Raw genomic sequence first — 20,228 nt, 5'->3', positions numbered from 1 at the left:
CTGAACCTTATGGCTCAGCCATGTTTATTCTTGAAGTACAGGATTTATGTTTGACCTAAATCCTGCAATTATCAGCACAAAAGGCGGGTTGCAGATGCACCCCGCCTTTTTGTTGCACAGTGGAAGAAAATAACAGAACTTGATCCAGATCAAGGATATTTCCCATTCCAATGTTATTATGCAGTCATATCTGGGGATTTTCAGATATGACAATGAATAGTAACTCCATTAAATGATCGATAGAAGAAAAACCGCCGGGAGGATGGTCATGAAAGCAATGAGAAAAATAATTGAGATAGATGAAGAACTGTGTGACGGTTGTGGACAGTGTGTACCTGACTGCGCTGAAGGATCTCTGAAGATTGTCGATGGCAAAGCCAAACTGGTTGCCGAAAACCTGTGTGACGGACTTGGTGCCTGCCTCGGTTCCTGCCCGACAGGAGCGTTGAAAATAATTGAAAGAGAAGCGGATGAATTTGACGAAGAAGCAGTAGAGGAATATCTGGCCAAAGAAAAAGAACAGGCGGCAGAAACGATGGATTGCGGTTGTGCATCAACTCATATTCAATCCTTTCCCTCTGCCGGACAACAGCAGTCTTCATGTCAGACAGCAAATGTCCCCGTGGAAATAGCCGCATCCGGTAAAACCGCTTCCCTGCTGTCCCATTGGCCGGTTCAGATTCGTCTCGTGCCGCCCCAGGCACCGTTTCTTAAAAACAGTGATCTCCTTGTGGCAGCTGACTGCTGCGCGGTGGCAGCAAGAAATTTCCAGGAAAAATATCTCCAGGGAAAAACTGTCATGATGGGATGTCCCAAGTTCGACGATGCCGAAAGTTACGTGGACCGTTTCGCAGAAATAATAAAGACATGCGAACTGAAAAGCCTGACGATCCTCATCATGGAGGTCCCCTGCTGTTCCGCAATGAATATCATCATCAAAAAGGCTATTGAAAGAGCTGGCAAGAGCGTTCCTGTCGAACAGGTTACAATCTCCACCCAGGGAGAGGAACTGGCCCGAAAAACCTGGTAGCAAACGATCCGTCTTATCACAAAAGCCTGATCCCGGCCACCCGGGGCTCAGGCTTTTTATTTCCACCTGAGATTTACCTCTCCGCCGGATTCACTGAATCCAACTCCCAGGGGTTGGAGCAGGTGGAAAAGGGGCCTGCCAAAATAAAAAAGCTCCCGGTTCAGATCCAGATCAAAATCTTCTATAATCCTGGCCCGGAAACGTAGATCATTCCTTACACATTTTTCCAGTTCCCTTTTTTCCCGGTCTGACAAATTTTCAATACTCCGACGAAGATACTCAAAATCCGGACAGGGACATATCCGTTCGTGTTCCCTGATTACTTCGACCAGAGGATCATCTTCCAGGAGAATATCAATGCGGGTCAATGTCTCTTTTTCCACGAGAGCAAGGATTTCTTCCGTATCCCAGCACTTAAGAACCCGACAGGCCCTGGGCCTGTCTTCATAAATGGTGCAGCCTTTTTCCTCATCATGGAAACAACAGTCCCACTGCCTCCCGGTACCCCTTATTTTAACCAGTTCTACTCCGGCAGGACAGATTTTCTTTTTTATGGGATTATATGCAAGTTCTCCCTTCCGAACAGTAATGAGACTTCTCACGGGAAGCCGTCCGGACCGGATCAACTCCAGATCCTGTGTATGAAGCGCCGGCCCTCCCTGTCTGCAGCAATTGCCACATCTCCTGCAATGGTTCTGTTCACTCTCCACTGATTTTTCCTGTTCTTTCCCTGGGATGTTCCAAGTGCATATTACGGACAGATACGATACTGAAGCTGTCCAGGTTACGGTGCAAGGGGAATATAGCCATTTCGGATCAGTAACTTGTTGACCATCCCCGGCTTCAGCGTATTTACTCTCATATAGATTCTGGCACCTTCCTGCCAATGACGGAGTCGTATCAGTCGGGTAAGAGGAATAGAATTCTTTTCCAGCAGTAAAACCAGTTCGCTCATTAAAGTCTCTCTGCCGTCGTCCTCAACCGTGATCAGCATGGACCCTTTTTCCTCGACTCCAAACAATTTTCTATAGGCCGCAGTAAGATCACGCATGGAAAAAATACCGATAACCACACCTTCCTCGCTAACTACCGGAATGCCACCCACCTTATCCCGGTCAAAAATCAGCAAGGCATCATCAATGGTGGCAGCAGGCCCCAGGGTCGAACAGGAAGTGGTCATAATTTCGGCTACCCTGGTCTTTTCAACCCGCGCATAGATCAGCATACGCTCACTTTTTGAGGTAACTGACGAAGGGTACGCCGATCTCAGATCCCGGTCCGTAATAATTCCAATCAGTTTTCTGTCTCTGTCAACAACCGGAAGATGCCTGAAATCATTCTGATTCAGGATTAAACGGGCCTCAGGAAGTAATATCTCTGAAGAAACTGTAATCGGGTCGGGAGTCATGTGCTCCAGAATATACATTTTGCCTCCTTTTCCTCGAATCTGGTTAGGAGCCGAATCTCCTGTATTCATTATACCATACGTCACCGAAGAAATCGCCGTTATAAAATCGCCATTCTCACTCACCTGTTGAGAAAATAGTAAACTTCATGTATCCTGCCGGGCAACATTCAAATCCGGGTCCACGACTCTTCACGACTGCAATCGCAACTGATCACGAGGTGTTACTGCCTGTTTTTATAACTTTAATTATTTGTAAGTGATCATGGAAGAAAAAATAAAAATAACCTTTTATCGCTCAAAACTCTGTCCCAGATGTTTTCTGGCCGGAAAATATCTCAGGGCTGCCATCAAAGAAGACAGCACTATCGATGTGGAAGAAGTTGATATCCTGAGTTCACCTCTCAGGTTCATGGAAACCGGCATCCGAATGATACCTGCACTTGTAATAGGAAAAGAAACCCTCAGCTCCATCTATCTCAACAGAAAATCGATTGAGGATTTCATCTCCCGCCATAAGCAAAACAACAGAAAACCTTGAAAACATTCCTTGTCAGTTCTATCGGTAAACTGGATCTTATCATCTGGGTCCTGGTATTGGCATTCTTCTTCGGCTCTGCCCTGCTTTTCGGTGGCGACCTGAATCTTACTTTTATCGGGGCCAGTGGCGTAATCGTGGAAATGCTTCTTATTTCCCTGGCCGTGGAAATCATTATTGAATGCCTGAAAAAGAAAAAAGGAATAGGTACACTGACTGGATTTATAACGAATGGCCCTGAAGCCATCTGCCTTCTGGCAGGTCTCTTTGCCGGTGATATCGTTTTTGCAGCTTCAACACCACTGGGGTCCAATTTTATGAATCCCATATTGCTGATTGCAGCTACCCTGCTCTGCCATCAATTTATAAAAACCTTTTCAGTTCACAGAGTGTACAGTGTGGTAACACTCTGTACCACGGCCCTGCTTGCTGCCGGATTTTTCCTGCTCTCTCCATCTCATTACGTCTGGTGGCTGGTGATTGTAATACCCCTCTCCCTGCTCTTTTTCTTTATTCGCCCCACGGAACCTGGAAAGGAGGAGGAAGAAGATTTTTCTTTCAATCCATCTCTCTGGCTTTTCCCGTCAATTCTGATTCTTACCGTTGCCGGCTATTTCCTTGATCCCGTTGTCTCTTTTGCGGCAGCAAACTCCCACGCACCCAAAGGAGTGATAGGTTTTATCGTTCTTGCCAGCCTGACCAGCTGGCCCGAGTTCAAATCCTGTATTGTTTTACTGAGAAGAGGAAACAGGCTTGGGGCAATTCTCAATATCACTGTTTCCAATATCACAAATATCTGGCTTGCAGCCATTGGTATCACCGCCTATCTGCTGACGTAAGATTAAGCAACTCCGACAGGTAGCGAAGACTCCGAACTTGCCAATTGCAGGATTTAGGTATAAAATAAACCAATTCCCCATAAACTCGGTATCCTGCGGGCCGTCAACTGTAAAATAACCTCTTTTCAGTACAAACAACACACCATGAAATATATCTATTTCATCATAGCCATCGTCCTGGCAATAACCCTCTTTTCATTTTACTTCCTGCTGCCGACTAAACCTGAACCGCAGACAGATATAGCTGTAACAATTAACGGCCACGATCTTGCCAGAAAAACAATCGAATCCCGGTACGGAAAGTTCGGCTATCATTCTCAAGACCTGTCAGATATAGTCGATGAAGCCATAACCCGTGAAATTCTTCTCCAGGAAGCTCAACGCCAGGGTATTGACAGGGAACCTTCTTTCAGGGAAGCACTGCAGAATTACTATGAAAATTCACTAATTAAAGTGCTTCTGGATCGGCAGAACAGCAAAATCAAAGTCTCAGTAACTGACCGGGAAATAGACCGGTATCTCTCTTTTACCGGAAAACTGGTAACCTACACCCAACTCGACTCTGTTCCCAAATCCTCCGACCAAATTACAACAGCACCGGGGATTACCAATACGGTTCTTTTTGATGACCTTGCACTCCCACTGAGGCTTACGCTCTTCTCACTTTCTCCGGGTGAATTCAGAATTACTTCAGATACCGGCAGTGATAAAACTGTTATACGCCTTGATACAATTGAACCATCTCCGGCAACCACCGTTTCCCATCAGGATCGGAAAAAAATCCGTGATATTCTTATCCAGTTCAAACGTGAAAGGCAGATGCAGAAATGGCTGGCAGGTCTGAAGAAAAATGCCTCCATAACCATTTATCAACCAACAGAAAAAAAATGACCATGACAAAACAGTATAAGAGAAGAAACATCTTCATCAAAAAAGAGCTCCAGGGGAAACTGATTTTCGGTTATTTCCTTTTCGTTACCGGCGGATGTCTCTTTTTCATCATACTCCTCGGCTATTTCTCTGCGGATACTTTAACCATCTCCTATACAAACAGTGACCTCCAGCTGGGGCGAACTCCTTTGATGCTGCTGAAAAGTATTCTGACAGCCCACTGGATCTTTATCGTATTGGGGGCAGTATTTATTACCATTGCCGCAATGCTGATCACGCACCGCATTGCCGGCCCCCTGTTTCGCTTTGAAAAAACCCTTACAAAAATGCTCAAAAAAGATTTGAGCGATGTTATTCATCTGCGCTACAGGGATGAAGGTAAGGAACTGGCCAGACAGATCAACACTTTTAACAGGGACCTGTCGGAAACATTCAAAAAGCTGACTATTCACACAGAGGCCGTAAAAACTCTCCTTGAACAGGCCGACACTGAATCTTCCACCTTACCGGAAGACCATAAGAAAGAAATGAAAGCCATCCTGTGGAATATTGAAGAAAACAATAAAAAGATTCAGACAATCTGCTCATCATATACTCTGCGGGATGAATAAAACTGCTGCGTGGTTATTACTTTTCCTGTTCTACTTCCATTGCCTCCCTGCCCCGGGAGAGGCCAGAGAGGCAAAAAGCAGATACACGACCCTTCACTACGCCAACAGACAACTGTTAAATGATTTCAATGACCAGATCCGGCTGACCAGAAAACTCAACTACATTGTCAGGAAAAAAAATATTGTCACCGTGGAAGATGAGGTTCTGGCCAAACTTGATACCCTGATCGAAAAAGCGGAAGTTGTTCTCGACATGTTTCCGAACAACATGCATATCCATGTTGTATTACTCGAAGATTCAGACGATGTTTCGGCAGTTTACAAACAAAAATACCATAAAAAGGTGAATCATATCGCCTACTATTCTCTCTCGGAAGATACCATTTATATCTCTGTTGATGATGCAGGGCTACGCGTCCTTGCCCATGAGTTAGGTCACGCCATTGTTGACCACTATTTCAAAATCCGTCCACCATACAACATCCATGAACTGATGGCCCAATTTACCGAGAAACATATCACTGACTAACCAGTTCACAGTGCAGAGCCATTTACCTGGATCAGTAACTGTCGGCAAAACCGAGCCGTCGCAGGGCCCTTACAGCTTTTTTATTGCCCGGATCAAGAAACAGAACCCGCTCAAATTCTTCCTTTGCACGATAGGCAATGTTCTCTTTCTGATAATACTCCCCGAGCTTAAGGTGAAAATAAAGCTCATCGGGAAGTTTTTCAACAGCCCGGCGAAGAACACTGAGTGCCCGCGCATCAAAACCCTGTCGATAAAAAAACTGGATAAGGTTGCGATAACTTTCCATGGCAGGATTGTCTTCTTCCATCAGCAGTTTTTCAGCCCTGTTAAAAAAATAATTGGATTCTTTTTCGAGCCCGATACTTGATAAATGCCGGCCGAAATCCACCCAGGTTTTTGAATTCCCTGGTATTATTTTTTCAAGTTCCTCATGAGTGAAGGAATATTCCCTCAGCAGACCACTCCAGGCTACCGCCTGATCAGGTGCGTCATGCATGCTGCGGGACAATACTTCAACCGCCCTGCGCCGCTGCCCCCGCCACAGTAGCCACTCAACATAACTTGAAATCAGGATGTCCTTATTCAGCGTACGCCTGTACCCCTCCTCAAGCAGTTTTTCGGCTATCTTCTCATCATTTTGCAACAGACCAAGTTGTTGAAGAAATATCCCTTCAAGGGGATTTTTACGAAAAGCCAGGAGATACTTTTCAAGTGCCGCTTTTTTCTCCCCCATGTACCACAACGCCGTTCCATTCCTGTAGGAATACAATCCATGAAAAGGATCCTGCCGTTCAGCTCTGTCCATGGTCTTCGTAATCTTCCAGAGAAATTTCCTGCCAAGATGCGGATTGACATAAATATTTTTTATACTTTCATATCCGGACCACGCACGATAGGAACCAATCTGAACAATGACCACAGCAACACACCAGGCAAGACCGAAAACAACAATCGGTGCAGTCAATCCCGGAGATTGTTTTTTCAGAAGGCTGGCAGAACTGCCATAACTGAATCTGGTATTGACAGCCGCAACAAGCAGACCGAGAAGAAAAAAGAAATAGTACCCCACGGCTCCGTTATGCAGGTTAAAATCGGTCACGCTGTGCACCAGAAGAGAAAGTATTCCGCTGATCGCTCCAATTCCAAGGAAAACTGCATATCTGTCACGTCTTCTGCGGATCATTTTCCAACCGTGCAGAAGAATACTGACAACAAACCAGGCAGCCAGCAACAGGCTGACAATGCCTCCATCGGTCAACAGTTCGAGATAATCATTATGGGCATGATCGTAAATAAGGTTACCGACAAAGGTCTTATACAGTGGATAAATATGAATGAATGAACCGAACCCGGCCCCGAAGATCGGAAAATCTCTGATAAGAGCAAGCGTATCCTTCCAGAGAAGAAGACGCCCTTCACGTATATGTCCCGAGCTGTCAAATTTCTGGTTAAACTCGGACAGAATAATATCCCAGCCAAACCATGTAATAGCCAGAACAACTGCCACCACCATCGTCAGGAAAATATAACTGCTCCGCCCTGGAAATTTTCTCCTGTACAGCAGGAAAAAAACGACTCCCCCCGCAACTATGGAAAGAATACCGCCCCGACACAGGCTGATGAAAACAGAAAAAACCATCAGGGCCGCACCAAACCAGAGGAAAAGGTACAAGTGAATTCGAGGAATGGTAAAAAAGGTTACAAATTTTTCACGAAAAGATTCACTGCCGCGGACCCTTGGTCGATAAAAGAGAAAAAGACCAAAAGCCAGAGGACTGACAAGCTCCATGTATCCGGCAAACTGATTGGGGTTTATCCAGGGGCCAAATGGACTTGCATTGTCCGGGACCTTCCTCAACCAGTATATCCTGTCCGGAGAACCAACATGCTGAATCAGTGCCAGCAGGGCAATGGCCGAACCGAGAAAAACAACTACACTCGCAGTTTTTCGCAGACGTTCTGGCTCACTGAGCAATTGAACGGTCAAGACATACAGCAGACCGTACGATCCAAATCGTAACAATTCATGGAGAGTAGCTCTCTGATTGACGGAAAGAGGGAGCCAGTTCCGTCCATGCTCGATCTGGAAAAGAGGCGAATACACTGCATATGTTTCCGGAGAAAGGACTTGAACAACAGATACCGGCAATGGCAGGAGCTGAAATCCGATAACCCCCAGCAGCAGCACAAGCGGCAGGGTTCCTGGAACTTTCAGTGTCGAATCTTTATGAAACCAGGCGGAAAGATAAAACAGAATAAATGCTGCGGCTGTAGTGATCTCAACAACTGAAAGAGACCATGCTTCAACGGTTCCAAAAGCCAGCGGAGCAAAAACAAGTGAAAAGAGAAAGAGTGCAGATGATATCCGTTTCATAGTAACTGATCACAGGGCAGGCAACTTCGTTGTATTAATCATTGTATTTGTAACAGGTTACAGGGTGCCGGAGATTTTCGCAAGTAGCCCGGTGCAGCGTATTGGTCATACGTAAACCGGGCTGATCGCGGAAAGATTCGGTACCCTGTGACCTGTTACGTTTCATACCTGTAACCTCGGGGAGGACAACCCCGTATCAGTCATCGTCGGATGCATAGTAGCTGGAATAACCATACTGATACGAATCTTTCTCTTCCATTTTCAACCCGTTGAGCACGACTCCGAGAATGTGTGAATTGATATCACGCATCTTCTTTACGCCACTCTCAAACATTTCCAGAGTTGTACTGCCCGCTTTGACTACCAGAATAGAGCCATCAACATACTGACTGAGAGTAAGGCTGTCGGTTACTGCACCAACTGGAGGAGAATCAAGGAGCAGAAAATCATATTTTTCAGCCATCATCTCAAGGAGTTTCTTCATTTTCCGTGAACCAAGCAATTCAGAAGGGTCAGGGGGAACGGGCCCTGCAGGAATCAGGCAATACCCCTCATCCTTGATCTGCAGAAGGGGACATTCATCCGTATTTCCAGTAAGATATGAACTCAACCCAAGGTCATTGGGCATTCCGAGAAGAGAATGCATTCTCGGCCGCCTGAGATCACAGTCAATGACCAGCACATTTTTCTTATCTTTTGCGAGCATTCTTGCAAGGTTAGTTACAGTGGCGGTTTTTCCCTCGGATTTATTCATACTGGTTATCAATACCACCCTCGGTGGATGATCCGCCTTTGACAGAAGCAGGGCGGAACGTATCAGACGATAGCTTTCCGCAATGGGAGAAAGGGGATTGTAGAGAATATACGTGTCTATGTTTTTATCTTTGCCTTTCAACTCTTCAATAGAACCCAGGACCGTCAGACCGAACTTATCTTCAATCTGCCTGACACTGTTGATAGTATTGTCCAGATAATCCACAAAAAAGGCCAGACAGAGTCCTCCACAGATTCCAATTATAAGACCGACAATTAAATTATATTTCTTATTCGGTTTAGACGGAACCACCGGAAGAGCTGCTTTTTTTATAACCCAGATATTTACACTCTGGGACTGTTCCGTTACTCCCTGTTTCTTTATACTTGTCTGCAGAGTATCATAGAGAACACGATTGCTGTCCACATCACGTTTCATGATGGAATACTGCATGAATTTCTCATTCAGATTCAACATTTCACGTTTGGTCGTTTCCAGGAGCTTCTTTAAACTTTTCTCCTTGGACACTGCAAGTTCATAGGAATTTTTTATCGTTGAGACCACACGGTCAATTTCAAATCGTTTTTCCTGCTTCAGAATCCTCAATTCATCCCGAGCCCGTATCATTACCGGATGCTTTCTGCCATATTTTTTTGAAAGCTCCTGGATATTCTGATTGGCCTTGTAGATTCGCTCACGAATATTTTTCAGAACAGTATCCTGGGCAAACTGGGGAATCTTTTCCAGCTGTTCAATGTCATTGCCGGCGGATCCAATCTGCTCGAGAAGATCCTGCAGTTCATTTTTTTCCGTCTCCGCTTTCGAAAGCTGGCTGCCGAATTCAGAAAGTTTCTGGGGAGGATGGTCAACCGGTTCTCAACGGTAACAAGATCATTCTCCCGCATGAATTTCTGGAGCTGCCGTTCAGACCGTTCCAGTTTGTCCCGCTCTTCCGCCGCCTTCTCAGTCATCCATTTCAGTGAATAACTGCTGGTGCTCAATTTAATATCAAGCATCTCATCCATATACGCTTTCACCACCGCATCGACCACGATCTTCGCGATGGCAGGATTCCTCGAACGAAAGGAGATGGTCACAATTTTTGTATTTTTTAAAGGAGTAACACTGAGCCCGGACCTGATAATTGAAGCTATGATTTCCTCATCACTTTTCGGCTCAACAGGAATGATTCCACCGGAACGGTCTCCCTTATTCTGCTCCCTGCCGTTTCCGGAAACAAGGGAGATACCCATTTGTACAAGATCGGTAATTTTCTTTTTTACAATGCCGATGAAAGATTGTTCGTCAGTGGACTGATTGAAAAAATAGTGCTGATATTTTGTTGCAAGCTGAAGATGCCTGACCACCTTCAGCGCAACATTTTCACTTTTTATAATCTCCGACTGAGTATCAAGAAAATCAGGTTCGTATCGATAATAATTTGATTCAAGTGCCGATTTCCCATAATTTCTCTCAATCAAAACCTGCGATGAAGATGTATATATGGGAGTAGTCGTGTATGTAACCACTATTGTTACAAGCAGGACAAAACACACCACGGAAAGAATAAGACCCCACCTCTTCCTGATGATGCCGATATATGTCTTGAAATCAATTCCCCCATCATCTCCATCGTCTATCATTTCCCAGTATGGCGAGTTCTCCATATAATCTTCTTTCCTGCTGCATTGAGATGAACCTTGAATTTAAGGAGCATAAATCAAAAAAAGCTTTCCGGAACAACAACCACGTCGTTGTCCACAAGAGGTGTACTCAAGTCCACATCCTCAATGACTGTTTTTTTATTGTTTATTATTCGGACAATATTTATACCTGATTTTGAAGCCTTACCGGTAAAACCTCCTGACAGGGCAACCAGTTTCAGCACAGTACCCTTATCCCCGCATGGATAGGTTCCGGGAGAATTGACTTCACCGGTAATAAAACACATACCGGCCTTTGAAACAAAAACCGTATCTCCATCCTGTATCACTATATTCTGAGAAAGATCTCCCCTTTCTATAAGAGCCCTCAAATCAATGACAATGACCTTCTCCCCGCCATCCTCTTTTCGCTGGATGGTTGCAGTATCCCCGGCATCCTTTTCAAGGCCGCCCGAACGGGAAATCAATTCCAGAAAAGTAATCGGTCCCGTCAATTCCGTTATCCCGGGCCTCCTTACATTTCCCAGAACTACAACTTTTTTGGATCTGTATTCCTCTACAAAGACATTCACCTGTGGATTGACAAGATATCCATCGGCAAGAAGACGGGTGATTTTTTCCGTAATCTGATCAATTGTCAACTTATTGATATCGATCCGGCCAAGAAGGGGCATGACTATTGTTCCCGCATCAGAGATACGGACTTTCGCCGTCAGATCATCATTGTCATATACTATGATTTTGAGGACATCACCGGGCCCGGTACGATAATCATCAGCCAGAACTGATCCGGCGATTCCTGAAGAGAAGATGAAAACCAGAATCATTAAAGTAATCGCTCGTTTCATAATTATCCTTCCTTTCCCCAAACCTTTCGGCTGAACCCTGTAATTCAACAAATCTACCCAATCTACTTTGTTATCAACAGTTTGAAGCTGACGCCACCTGAACTGATGAGAAAAGCGGGCATACTCTGAACTTGCCAATTGCAGGATTCAGGTGATAAATAAAAAACCCCGTACAGTGAGTATATAATATACCGACGGTACGGGGCAACTTTTACTTATTTAAAACAAAAATAACGTCTTATAATGCCAGATTAATCGTAAAAATAACCGAATTGGAATCATAGTCAAAAAAATCATCAGTCGATTCTCTACGTTCATACTGGTAAGCCAGCTCAAACATCAACCAGTCCCGGAAAAGATACTGACCAGCCGGTCGCAGATCTATGGTCCAGTCATCGCGGTCTTCAGCCGTAACGGTGTGCAGGTTTGAATAATCGGAATCTTCATATGTAAAATCAAAACTGCCGCTTAAACGGTCTGTAAATTTCTGCTTATATCCGAAAACCGAACCGATAACGGTTTTATCACTGGCCTGAAAGTTATCTGTCTCCTCATTTGTTCTGTACATATCAAGAGACATGGTTGTCTTTTCAGAATAACGATAAGTGAACTGAAGATCAAAGGCAATACCATCAAAATCTTCCTGACCAATTGAATCGTCATCAAATTTCTTATTCTGATACCCGACTTTGAAAAGCATGGCCACTTTTTCCGTCGTGTCCCATTTGATACCACCATAGATAAAATGTGAATTGTTATCTATCTGAGTGGATTGATCATAAGCCACATCAATAAACTTATACTCAAGAAAGAAAGATGTCAGAAGACTGTAGTTAAAATAGCCATAGAGATCAAAACCGTTATCAACTCTATCAAGAAACTGATTAATCTCATCATCATACCAGAGCGCAAAATTAAGGTAATCCGCCTTTACCCTTAATTTTTCAGTGATATCCCAGTCCGCGGTAGCCATCAGAAAATTTGAATCAAACTGACGAACCTGGTTCCGGGTTGACGACCCCGCCTCCAGTCTGTCCTCGCCATGTGTATAACGATCCACGAGCTGCAACGACAGGCCACCCCGCATATTATACCGCCCCATACCCTCCAGCAAACCATCAGTTTTATTCAGGTCGGAATCTTCCGTGTAATACTTGAAATCAAATCCTCCCAGGGCATATGCCTGGAAACGGTCAGTCCCCTCGTAATCCTTAAACTGCAACTGTAGACCACCGGGAGAACTGTTATTGGGATTAATGGTGACAGGAATTATTTTTTTCCGGGGAAGAGCAAACCATATCCCGGGTGATACGGTGGTTAACAGATTTTCAACACCACCATCTTCAAAACTGTCATCGAGATTATACAGATTGTCTGTATAATCAAAAGAAATTGAGACATAAGGATGAAAATAACCTCCTTCCATACCGAAAAGATCTTCATCACTTACGTCTCCCACATCTTCAGGAAGAAGACTGACTTCCCCTGTTTTGCTCTGCCCCATGGGCACATCAGATACATTCATGGGGGATACAACAACTTCACCTGCTGCGAAGCCATTCTGCCAGCATAAATTGATAGCAAAGACAATCGCGAGGGCCAACACTTTCATTCTGATATTCATCCTGCCCTCCAGAATATAACTTGATAAGAGATACTATTCCTAAAAATCAATAACTTCTTATAGTTATATACACAAATAGATTGACCGGCGCAAGGCTGATCAATCTATTAACTTTTTTCCGGATCCTGAATCCGTGAGCATTCAATGAGTTCAAGAAGAGCTGGGATGTATTGCAGATGAATATCTCTTAATCGGCAAGTGATTTTTTTTAGATCAACCGTATGAATATACTAGTAGTATTTTCAATAAGATGACTTAAAACAAATTCATAAAACCGTCATGGATTCAAGAGATTGAAAAGATCAATTGAAAGTAGATGGACTGGCGAAAGATCCCCCCCGCCTCCGGCTGACTTACCACCGGAAAAACCTGAAGTCACAGGGGTATAAGCCTGACTGTCAGCTACGGCATCTCCACACTCGGCAACACTTTTCTTGTAGCCGGCAGTTATAATCATTTCTGAAATATCATGATTCGTAGCCGCCTCTCTCACATCCTGTCCCTTGACTCCCGCACAATAAAGTGCAACAACTAAATTTTGAGGATTCAACCCTTCAAGGGCCAATCCCTTTTCTACTATGGCGTCAGGCTCAGCACCTTCCTTCAATGCATCTATTACCGCCTGATCAATCCCTTTATTAAAAAAATTATCTTCAAAATCAACCTGCCATTCTGCAAATGCCACGGTACAGAACAATACGGTTGAAATTATCGGAATCAAAAATCTCTTCATCTGGCCCTCCTTTAAAATAAATCGGAACAACACTTCCGACTCTTCGCTTCCGGTAAATCTTTATAAAGTATTTATGCAAATAGTAAGCCAAAAGCTAACTCATTTCCCAGGAAAACTCATCTTACTGTATTTACGACTCTTTTAAAAGTCAACCCTTTCCTGTTATCTTCATGTCCTGTTTTCCGAAAAACATTTTTCCGGAAAACAGGCACGATCAGTTCGGTTTACTGGTGTTTTTCGGAACGGTTTTTTCCATCTTGTCGATAAATTCATACAAAATAAGCGCCTGATTCTCCTCCAATTCACAAAATTTAAAACCATGGTACTGTTTTGCGCCTCGACGGGACATCCACAAATGCTCCACGGGGATATCAATCAACTGTTTTTCCGCCGTTCCCGGAAAAGAAATTGTCACCACACACTCTCTGCAGACAAACCCAAGTTTATCAATATTTGCCAGAAATCCTGTTCTGGAAATATTCAGCATAGTGCCCTCAAGTGCAAATTTTGAAGAATAGCTTGAGCAGGTTATGGCCATCTCAACTTCATACCTGTCCGCTCCCCTGAAAAAACGGTTTGCTTTCAATCTTTTCAAAAAAGAATGAACAATCGCCGGACAGTTCTGCGGTTTTTCCTTTCTCTGAAAGGCCTTGATCAGAGAAACAATTCTTTCAGCAAAACTGTCAGCCAGAAAATTACAGAGGAAATAAAAAAGAAAAATCCCAAAAAGAACAGGTTCCGGTAATTTCAGAATGGTCCCAAGAATACCCATCCCCGAAAGGGTGATTACCAGTGCCAGAAGTATCTTGACGGCCTGTTTTTCACTGCAGCCATGTTTTACCAGAATATGGTGAAAATGAGTTTTATCAGGCTTGAAGGGGCTTTTACGATCAAAAATCCTTTTTAACATAACCGTCAGAGTGTCAGCAATCGGAACGGCCAACACAAGTAGAACAATTATCGGTGAAATGGATGAAGCTTCACCCTGGGTGAGCGCGATGGCCATGAATGACAGGGAGAACCCCAGACAGAGGCTACCCGCATCACCCATGAATAATTCTGACGGTGCCCAGTTGAATTTCAGGAAGCCAAGAACAGCCCCGGCGAGTGCCAGATTCAGCAGCATCAGGGTATTGTCTGACGACAGGGAGGCCAGCACGGCAAATGCAATAAACGCGATAAAGGCAAATCCCCCAGCGAGCCCGTCAAGTCCGTCTATCATATTAACTGCATTGGTTACCCCCACAACACAGAAAACAGTAACGGTCCAGATAATCCAGGAAACAGCTGGAACCACAATTTCCCCGAGACCGAGCAAATCGCCAAAAGTGTGAAGTTGAACCTTACTGAGATAAATCAGCAGACTTGTTGCTGCAATCTGGGCAAGGAATTTTTTCCGATGTCCAAGTTCAAGGAAATCATCAAAAAATCCAACTAGAAGCAGCAGGGCAAGCCCGGAAAAATACCCTCTCATTCCTCCAAGGGGAACAAAAACCAGGGAGCTGAATGTCGCCGAAATTATTATACCGATACCACCGACCAACGGTTGCGGTACATGGTGCATCTTCCTCTCATTGGGCACATCAACAAGACCTATCCGTTTGGCAATAATTGATAAATTAGGCAAAACAAACAGTGCTGAAAAGAAAGACACCAGAAAAGTGAGTATTACACTGAGCTCAAAAGGCATTTATCTGCCACTCCACTTTATCTTCCAAAAAAAATGAACTACTTCCTGTATTGTACCTGTTTTTGCCCCGCGCAGGTTGCGATCCGGGCCCAAAACAACCATCAATAACCTTCCCCACTGCGATTTTTTTTATTAACAACAGGATAGCATATTATCAGAGTTTCAATAGTAAATTTTTTATAAAGATATAAAAATCAAATTTCAGAATCACCAACCCCACTATAGGACTGAGAGCGAAACGAACCGGCCCCGCCTGCCACCAACTTGATTTTGACCGTTTCATCTCAAAGGATTTCGGTTATAAACTGGAAATGCTGTTTTATCTGACACGGCGGGAAATAGACATATCGGAGATCCCTCTGCAGTTTGCCTCCAGAAACACAGCCGGGGAAATTATGACAACACTTTTAAAACTGCAAATGACATATCGAAAATGACGAAAATGTACCTTGGGGTGGACGCAGGCTCAATCAGCCTGGACGCGGCAATAATTGACCAGTTGGGCAGAACTGTGGCAAAAACTGTTGTACTCACCCGTGGCCAGACAAACCGGGCACTGAAAAAGGCCCTTCTGGAGTTTGACGAAAAACATCCTGACTGTTCATTGGCAGGTGTATGTATCACCGGGTCAGGACGAACTCTTATTGCCGAAACTCTCCAGACAGTCAGTGTGAATGAAATAACTGCCCACGCCATGGGTACCGCCCCCCTGCTGCCTGAAAATACTGTCTGTTCCCTGCTTGAAATCGGTGGTCAGGATTCCAAGTTCATAACCCTGAAACGGCAAAATCAGATAGTGGAGGTCCTGGACCATTCCATGAACAGCCTGTGTGCAGCCGGTACCGGTACTTTTTTTGACGGCCAGGCATCCCGACTCGGCATATCAGTTGCCGAACTTGGAGAATTAGCCCAGAAAGCCAAGAAGGCTGCCCATGTGGCCGGCCGCTGTGTTGTCTTTTCAAAAACAGATATCATCCACCACCAGCAGTCCGGAACCAGGAGTGACGAACTGGCCCTCGGTCTCTGTGAAAGTGCCGTACGAAATATCATCGGCACCCTGATTCATGGCAGGACAATCCATCCTCCCCTTTTTTTTACCGGTGGTGTGGCCGCCAATCGTGGAATGTGCCGGGCCCTGCTCACAGTCTTGAATTTACACAAAGACCAGTTGATTGTGCCGCCCGACCATCGTTTACTGGGAGCCATCGGCGCAGCCTTGCGGGCCAGGAAGGAAGAAACAGAAAATTCACCGAAAACAATACGAGAACTCCTTGCCAGGCTGACCCCGGCTGAAACACCATCCTGTAGTCCCGGCTCCTTCACTACCGGCCCAAATGTCATACTGTCTCCTTCCCGACCTTCTTCCACCCGGACGGGTCAAACGGTCGATTTAGGTTTTGACCTGGGCAGTGTCAGCATTAAATGGGCAATTGTTTCCAATGAAAGCATTCTTGATGAATATTACGCTTTTACCAGGGGACAACCCCTGAAAGCCCTGGCTCACGCCCTGGCCGAACTCCGGAAAAGTCCGGCATTTGCAGACAGAAAAGTCAGCACTGTCGGCGTCACAGGTTCCGGTCGAAAACTGGCAGCCAGATTGCTGCACGCTGATATCTCGGTGAACGAGATAACGGCCCATACAACGGCCATGCGCATGCTGAATCCGGAGGTTGACACTCTATTTGAAATTGGAGGTCAGGATGCCAAGTTTGTCCGTTTCGAAGGAAATCAGATCAAGGAATTTGCCCTGAACACTGCCTGTTCAGCCGGTACCGGGTCGCTCCTTCTCGAAGAATCAAAAAGGCTGGGACTGGATGTGAAGGAGCTGGATCATATGGCTTCCATGACAGATCGTGCCGCCGACCTTCAGGATCGATGTACTGTCTTCATCGATTCCGACCTCGTTGCCAGAATGCAGCAGGGTGTGTCGATAGAAGAATTAAGCAGGGGTCTCCTCCATGCTGTGGCCCGCAATTATATTGAAAAGGTTGTAGGTCACAGGAAAACAGGCAGCCATATCGTTTTTGCAGGTGGTGTATCCCGTTCCCACGTAATCACACAAGAACTTGAACGTCTCACGGGGAAAAAAGTCACAGCTTCACCATGGGGACCGTTCAGCGGAGCCATTGGAGCGGCCCTTGTTGCCGGTCGTTCGACTCTTCCCGAAAAAGAACATGATCTCTTCAACCTTGCCATTCCTCAAAATCTCAAGAAAAGCCGTCTGTTCACCTGCAAAGGGTGTGGGGGGAGCTGCTCTGTCAGGCAACTGGAATTTGACGATCTGAAATTTTATACAGGGGACGGTTGCGGTCGTTGGAGTGGGAAGGATAACGAACCGTCCGACAGCACAACAGAAATTTGCCGACCCCGTAACCTGCTGGACAAACGAATTCAGCTCTGGGGACTTGACGAAAAAAACACACCTCTCTGTTCGCAAACCATTGGAATTCCCCGGGCCCACCAGACATGGGACATGTTCCCTTTTCTCAAGACATTTTTTGACGAACTGGGACTGAAAATCGCCCTTTCTCCCCCGAGCACTCCATCTTCTGTTCAGCATGGCGTCACCCTGAGTCGGGCGGAACAGTGTTTGCCTGTGAAAATTGCCCTCTCCCATGTTGATATGATCCTGCAAAAAGGAGCAAGAGCACTTTTTATTCCGGTCTTCGGGGAAATGGAACAGGATCCCAACCTTGAGGATCCTGTGGCCAAACGGCTGATTAACTGCATCTATTCCCTGCAGCTCGGTTCAGTCATCAGGGCAACTTTTGAAAAAAAGGTGAATAAACACCGGCTTCCCCTGCTTCATCCCTCCATTCCCATGAATCCGGAACGGGAAAAACTTGCAGTTCAATCCCTTCACAAGGCATTAAAACCACTGGGTAATTTCTCCAGAAGCCAAATCCGTTCAGCTTTCCGAAAAGGGAAAACCAGTCTGCAGGCCATCAAAGAGCAGTCTGCACAACTCGGCCTGGAAACTCTTAAGAACACAACACCGGAAAAACCGGTTGTTGTTCTCTTCGGCCGATCCTACACCCTGTATGACCCGGTCCTCAATATTCAGATCAGCCGCAGACTTGAACGGCTGGGATTGACCCCGGTACCTTATGATACTATTCTGGCAAACAGCACTGTCCCCCCTGAACTCAGTCATATGCAGTGGCGAACAGGTACGGAACATATCCGGGCAGCGGCAGCCATCAAGTCTGTTACCGATGCCTACCCCCTCTTTCTCTCCTATTACGGCTGCGGACCGGACGCCTTCATTGCCAAAAGCCTGCGCCAGGTCCTTGGGGACCGTCTTTCCCTGCAGATAGAGCTGGATGGACACAGTGGAGAGGCGGGACTTGAAACCCGTCTGGAAGCTTTCGCTGATGCAATTTTCTCAACCAGTTCCCGGAAAACCGATCGCCGGATAAAAAAACAAAATATTCCCCTCCGCTGTCCTGAACGTCTCAAGGGCCGAACCATCGCCATGCCTTATTTTGCAGATCATGTCCATGCCTTTGCGGGAGCCCTGGAGCGGGCGGAAATGTCCGTGATCATGATGGAGCCGGCCACTGAAGAAACCCGTATCCTTGGAGAACAGTATTGCGATGGAGGAGAATGCAGCCCCTATGCCATGATCCTTGGGGACCTGGTGAAATGGGCCCTGGACGACTCTCTACCCCAGGACAGAAAAGGATTCTTTATCACCTCGGCCAAAGGTCCCTGCCTGCTTGCCCACTATGCTCACGCTTTTTCCCGTGTTCTCACGGACCTTGGTGCCCATGAGCTGCTCCTGTGGAACCCGTATGGGTCTGAGCTGCCCGGAGTCATGTCTCTGTCCGACCTGATGGAGTTGTGGCGGGGAATTGTTGCCTGTGATTACTTCTGGCGCTGGAGCGTGGCCCTTCACCCTTATGCACGGGAAAAAGATGATCTTGCGAAGGCCAAGGAACAGGCACTGCACTGGATTAGGACAGGGGTACGGGAAGGTTCAGTTTACGAAAATATCAAAAAAGGTATTTCCATCATGAAAGCCGTACCGGTGGATCTGAGCACCAGCAAGAAACGATTTAAAGTCGGTATCGTCGGCGATATCTATACCCGCGTCAACCCATTGGCCAACCAGGGACTGTATGACAGACTGGAAGAGCTCGGTTGCCAGGTACTCGCACCGCCTTTCATGCTGGACGGTCAGCTCTATGATGCCTGGACGGATCCCATCCAGGATTTCTACAGCAGAAGATTTGGCACAGCCCTCAAACGAACTGTCCAGTCGGCCGTTCAGCTCAGGGAGGCGGCCCGTATCCGCAGGCTCTTTCCCGACAACCCGGAAATCAGTTTTGACGGCACGGGACTCGACTGGTTCCGTGAGACCTCCCTCTACTGCAACAACCAGTCCGATGGTTACCTTGCCCAGAACCTCGGTAAGACTCTGGACTTCATCAAAATGGGTGCAGACGGTATTCTCAGTGTAATGTGCCATAACTGCATGGTCGGCCTCACCTCCGATGCTCTTTTTCCGAAGATACGTGCCAACCACAACAACATTCCCATAGCGTCAATTTCCTATGATTCCATAGGAGATACCCATATTACGACCAGGCTGGAAGCCTTTGTTGAATTACTGAGAGCCCGCAGAAAGGGAGAAAGTGCAAAAGAAACCTGATCGATGACGAAGGTCATTCAGGCAGAATTTCCGGATGAGCATCG

At 45.9% G+C, this 20,228-nt stretch carries 16 protein-coding genes; 7 read left to right on the top strand and 9 right to left on the bottom strand.

What is annotated here, in order from left to right:
• The first annotated feature begins 268 nt into the window (after nucleotides 1-268).
• A complete protein-coding gene (locus LO777_RS04170) occupies nucleotides 269-1,030 on the top strand; it encodes an ATP-binding protein (RefSeq protein WP_228856306.1) in 762 nt (253 codons plus the stop codon).
• A 56-nt stretch (nucleotides 1,031-1,086) separates the two neighbouring features.
• Here the strand turns inward: LO777_RS04170 and LO777_RS04165 are convergent, their stop codons facing one another.
• Entirely contained in the window at nucleotides 1,087-1,740 is a 654-nt protein-coding gene (locus tag LO777_RS04165; RefSeq protein ID WP_228856305.1) for a YkgJ family cysteine cluster protein, read from the bottom strand.
• 74 nt (nucleotides 1,741-1,814) lie between these two features.
• Nucleotides 1,815-2,456: a CBS domain-containing protein gene (locus LO777_RS04160; RefSeq protein WP_228856304.1), complete on the bottom strand. Its 642-nt coding sequence runs from the start codon at nucleotides 2,454-2,456 to the stop codon at nucleotides 1,815-1,817.
• Between the two features lie 244 nt (nucleotides 2,457-2,700).
• Between LO777_RS04160 and LO777_RS04155 the strand changes: the two genes are divergently transcribed.
• The 5 genes from LO777_RS04155 (at nucleotide 2,701) to LO777_RS04135 (ending at nucleotide 5,843) form a co-directional block, all read left to right on the top strand.
• On the top strand, nucleotides 2,701-2,976 hold the full coding sequence (locus LO777_RS04155) for a thioredoxin domain-containing protein (RefSeq protein WP_228856303.1): 276 nt from the start codon (nucleotides 2,701-2,703) through the stop codon (nucleotides 2,974-2,976).
• Nucleotides 2,973-3,812: a sodium:proton exchanger gene (locus tag LO777_RS04150; protein ID WP_228856302.1), complete on the top strand. Its 840-nt coding sequence runs from the start codon at nucleotides 2,973-2,975 to the stop codon at nucleotides 3,810-3,812. The genes LO777_RS04155 and LO777_RS04150 overlap by 4 nt, the downstream gene beginning before the upstream one ends.
• A 144-nt stretch (nucleotides 3,813-3,956) precedes the next feature.
• Nucleotides 3,957-4,703: a hypothetical protein gene (locus LO777_RS04145; protein WP_228856301.1), complete on the top strand. Its 747-nt coding sequence runs from the start codon at nucleotides 3,957-3,959 to the stop codon at nucleotides 4,701-4,703.
• A 2-nt stretch (nucleotides 4,704-4,705) separates the two neighbouring features.
• On the top strand, nucleotides 4,706-5,314 hold the full coding sequence (locus tag LO777_RS04140) for a methyl-accepting chemotaxis protein (RefSeq protein ID WP_228856300.1): 609 nt from the start codon (nucleotides 4,706-4,708) through the stop codon (nucleotides 5,312-5,314).
• Nucleotides 5,307-5,843, top strand: coding sequence for a hypothetical protein (locus LO777_RS04135; protein ID WP_228856299.1), 537 nt, complete (start codon nucleotides 5,307-5,309; stop codon nucleotides 5,841-5,843). The genes LO777_RS04140 and LO777_RS04135 overlap by 8 nt, the downstream gene beginning before the upstream one ends.
• Before the next feature lie 31 nt (nucleotides 5,844-5,874).
• On the opposite strand, the gene LO777_RS04130 is transcribed toward LO777_RS04135, so the two are convergent.
• From LO777_RS04130 to LO777_RS04100, 7 genes are all read right to left on the bottom strand, one after another.
• Nucleotides 5,875-8,217, bottom strand: coding sequence for an O-antigen ligase family protein (locus LO777_RS04130; RefSeq protein WP_228856298.1), 2,343 nt, complete (start codon nucleotides 8,215-8,217; stop codon nucleotides 5,875-5,877).
• A gap of 196 nt (nucleotides 8,218-8,413) precedes the next feature.
• Complete coding sequence (locus LO777_RS04125) at nucleotides 8,414-9,598, bottom strand: tyrosine-protein kinase domain-containing protein (protein WP_228856297.1); 1,185 nt, start codon at nucleotides 9,596-9,598, stop codon at nucleotides 8,414-8,416.
• Between the two features lie 80 nt (nucleotides 9,599-9,678).
• Nucleotides 9,679-10,638: a GumC family protein gene (locus LO777_RS04120; protein WP_228856296.1), complete on the bottom strand. Its 960-nt coding sequence runs from the start codon at nucleotides 10,636-10,638 to the stop codon at nucleotides 9,679-9,681.
• Between the two features lie 53 nt (nucleotides 10,639-10,691).
• Complete coding sequence (locus LO777_RS04115) at nucleotides 10,692-11,483, bottom strand: polysaccharide biosynthesis/export family protein (protein ID WP_228856295.1); 792 nt, start codon at nucleotides 11,481-11,483, stop codon at nucleotides 10,692-10,694.
• 238 nt (nucleotides 11,484-11,721) lie between these two features.
• Nucleotides 11,722-13,107: an outer membrane beta-barrel protein gene (locus LO777_RS04110; protein WP_228856294.1), complete on the bottom strand. Its 1,386-nt coding sequence runs from the start codon at nucleotides 13,105-13,107 to the stop codon at nucleotides 11,722-11,724.
• 277 nt (nucleotides 13,108-13,384) lie between these two features.
• A complete protein-coding gene (locus tag LO777_RS04105; protein WP_228856293.1) occupies nucleotides 13,385-13,840 on the bottom strand; it encodes a hypothetical protein in 456 nt (151 codons plus the stop codon).
• A 214-nt stretch (nucleotides 13,841-14,054) separates the two neighbouring features.
• On the bottom strand, nucleotides 14,055-15,530 hold the full coding sequence (locus tag LO777_RS04100; protein WP_228856292.1) for a PilZ domain-containing protein: 1,476 nt from the start codon (nucleotides 15,528-15,530) through the stop codon (nucleotides 14,055-14,057).
• 433 nt (nucleotides 15,531-15,963) lie between these two features.
• Between LO777_RS04100 and LO777_RS04095 the strand changes: the two genes are divergently transcribed.
• Nucleotides 15,964-20,184, top strand: coding sequence for an acyl-CoA dehydratase activase (locus LO777_RS04095; RefSeq protein WP_228856291.1), 4,221 nt, complete (start codon nucleotides 15,964-15,966; stop codon nucleotides 20,182-20,184).
• Nucleotides 20,185-20,228 lie beyond the last annotated feature (44 nt).

The organism is Desulfomarina profundi (genome assembly GCF_019703855.1).
Taxonomy (GTDB): domain Bacteria; phylum Desulfobacterota; class Desulfobulbia; order Desulfobulbales; family Desulfocapsaceae; genus Desulfomarina; species Desulfomarina profundi.
This window is presented reverse-complemented; position numbering and strand designations above follow the sequence as displayed.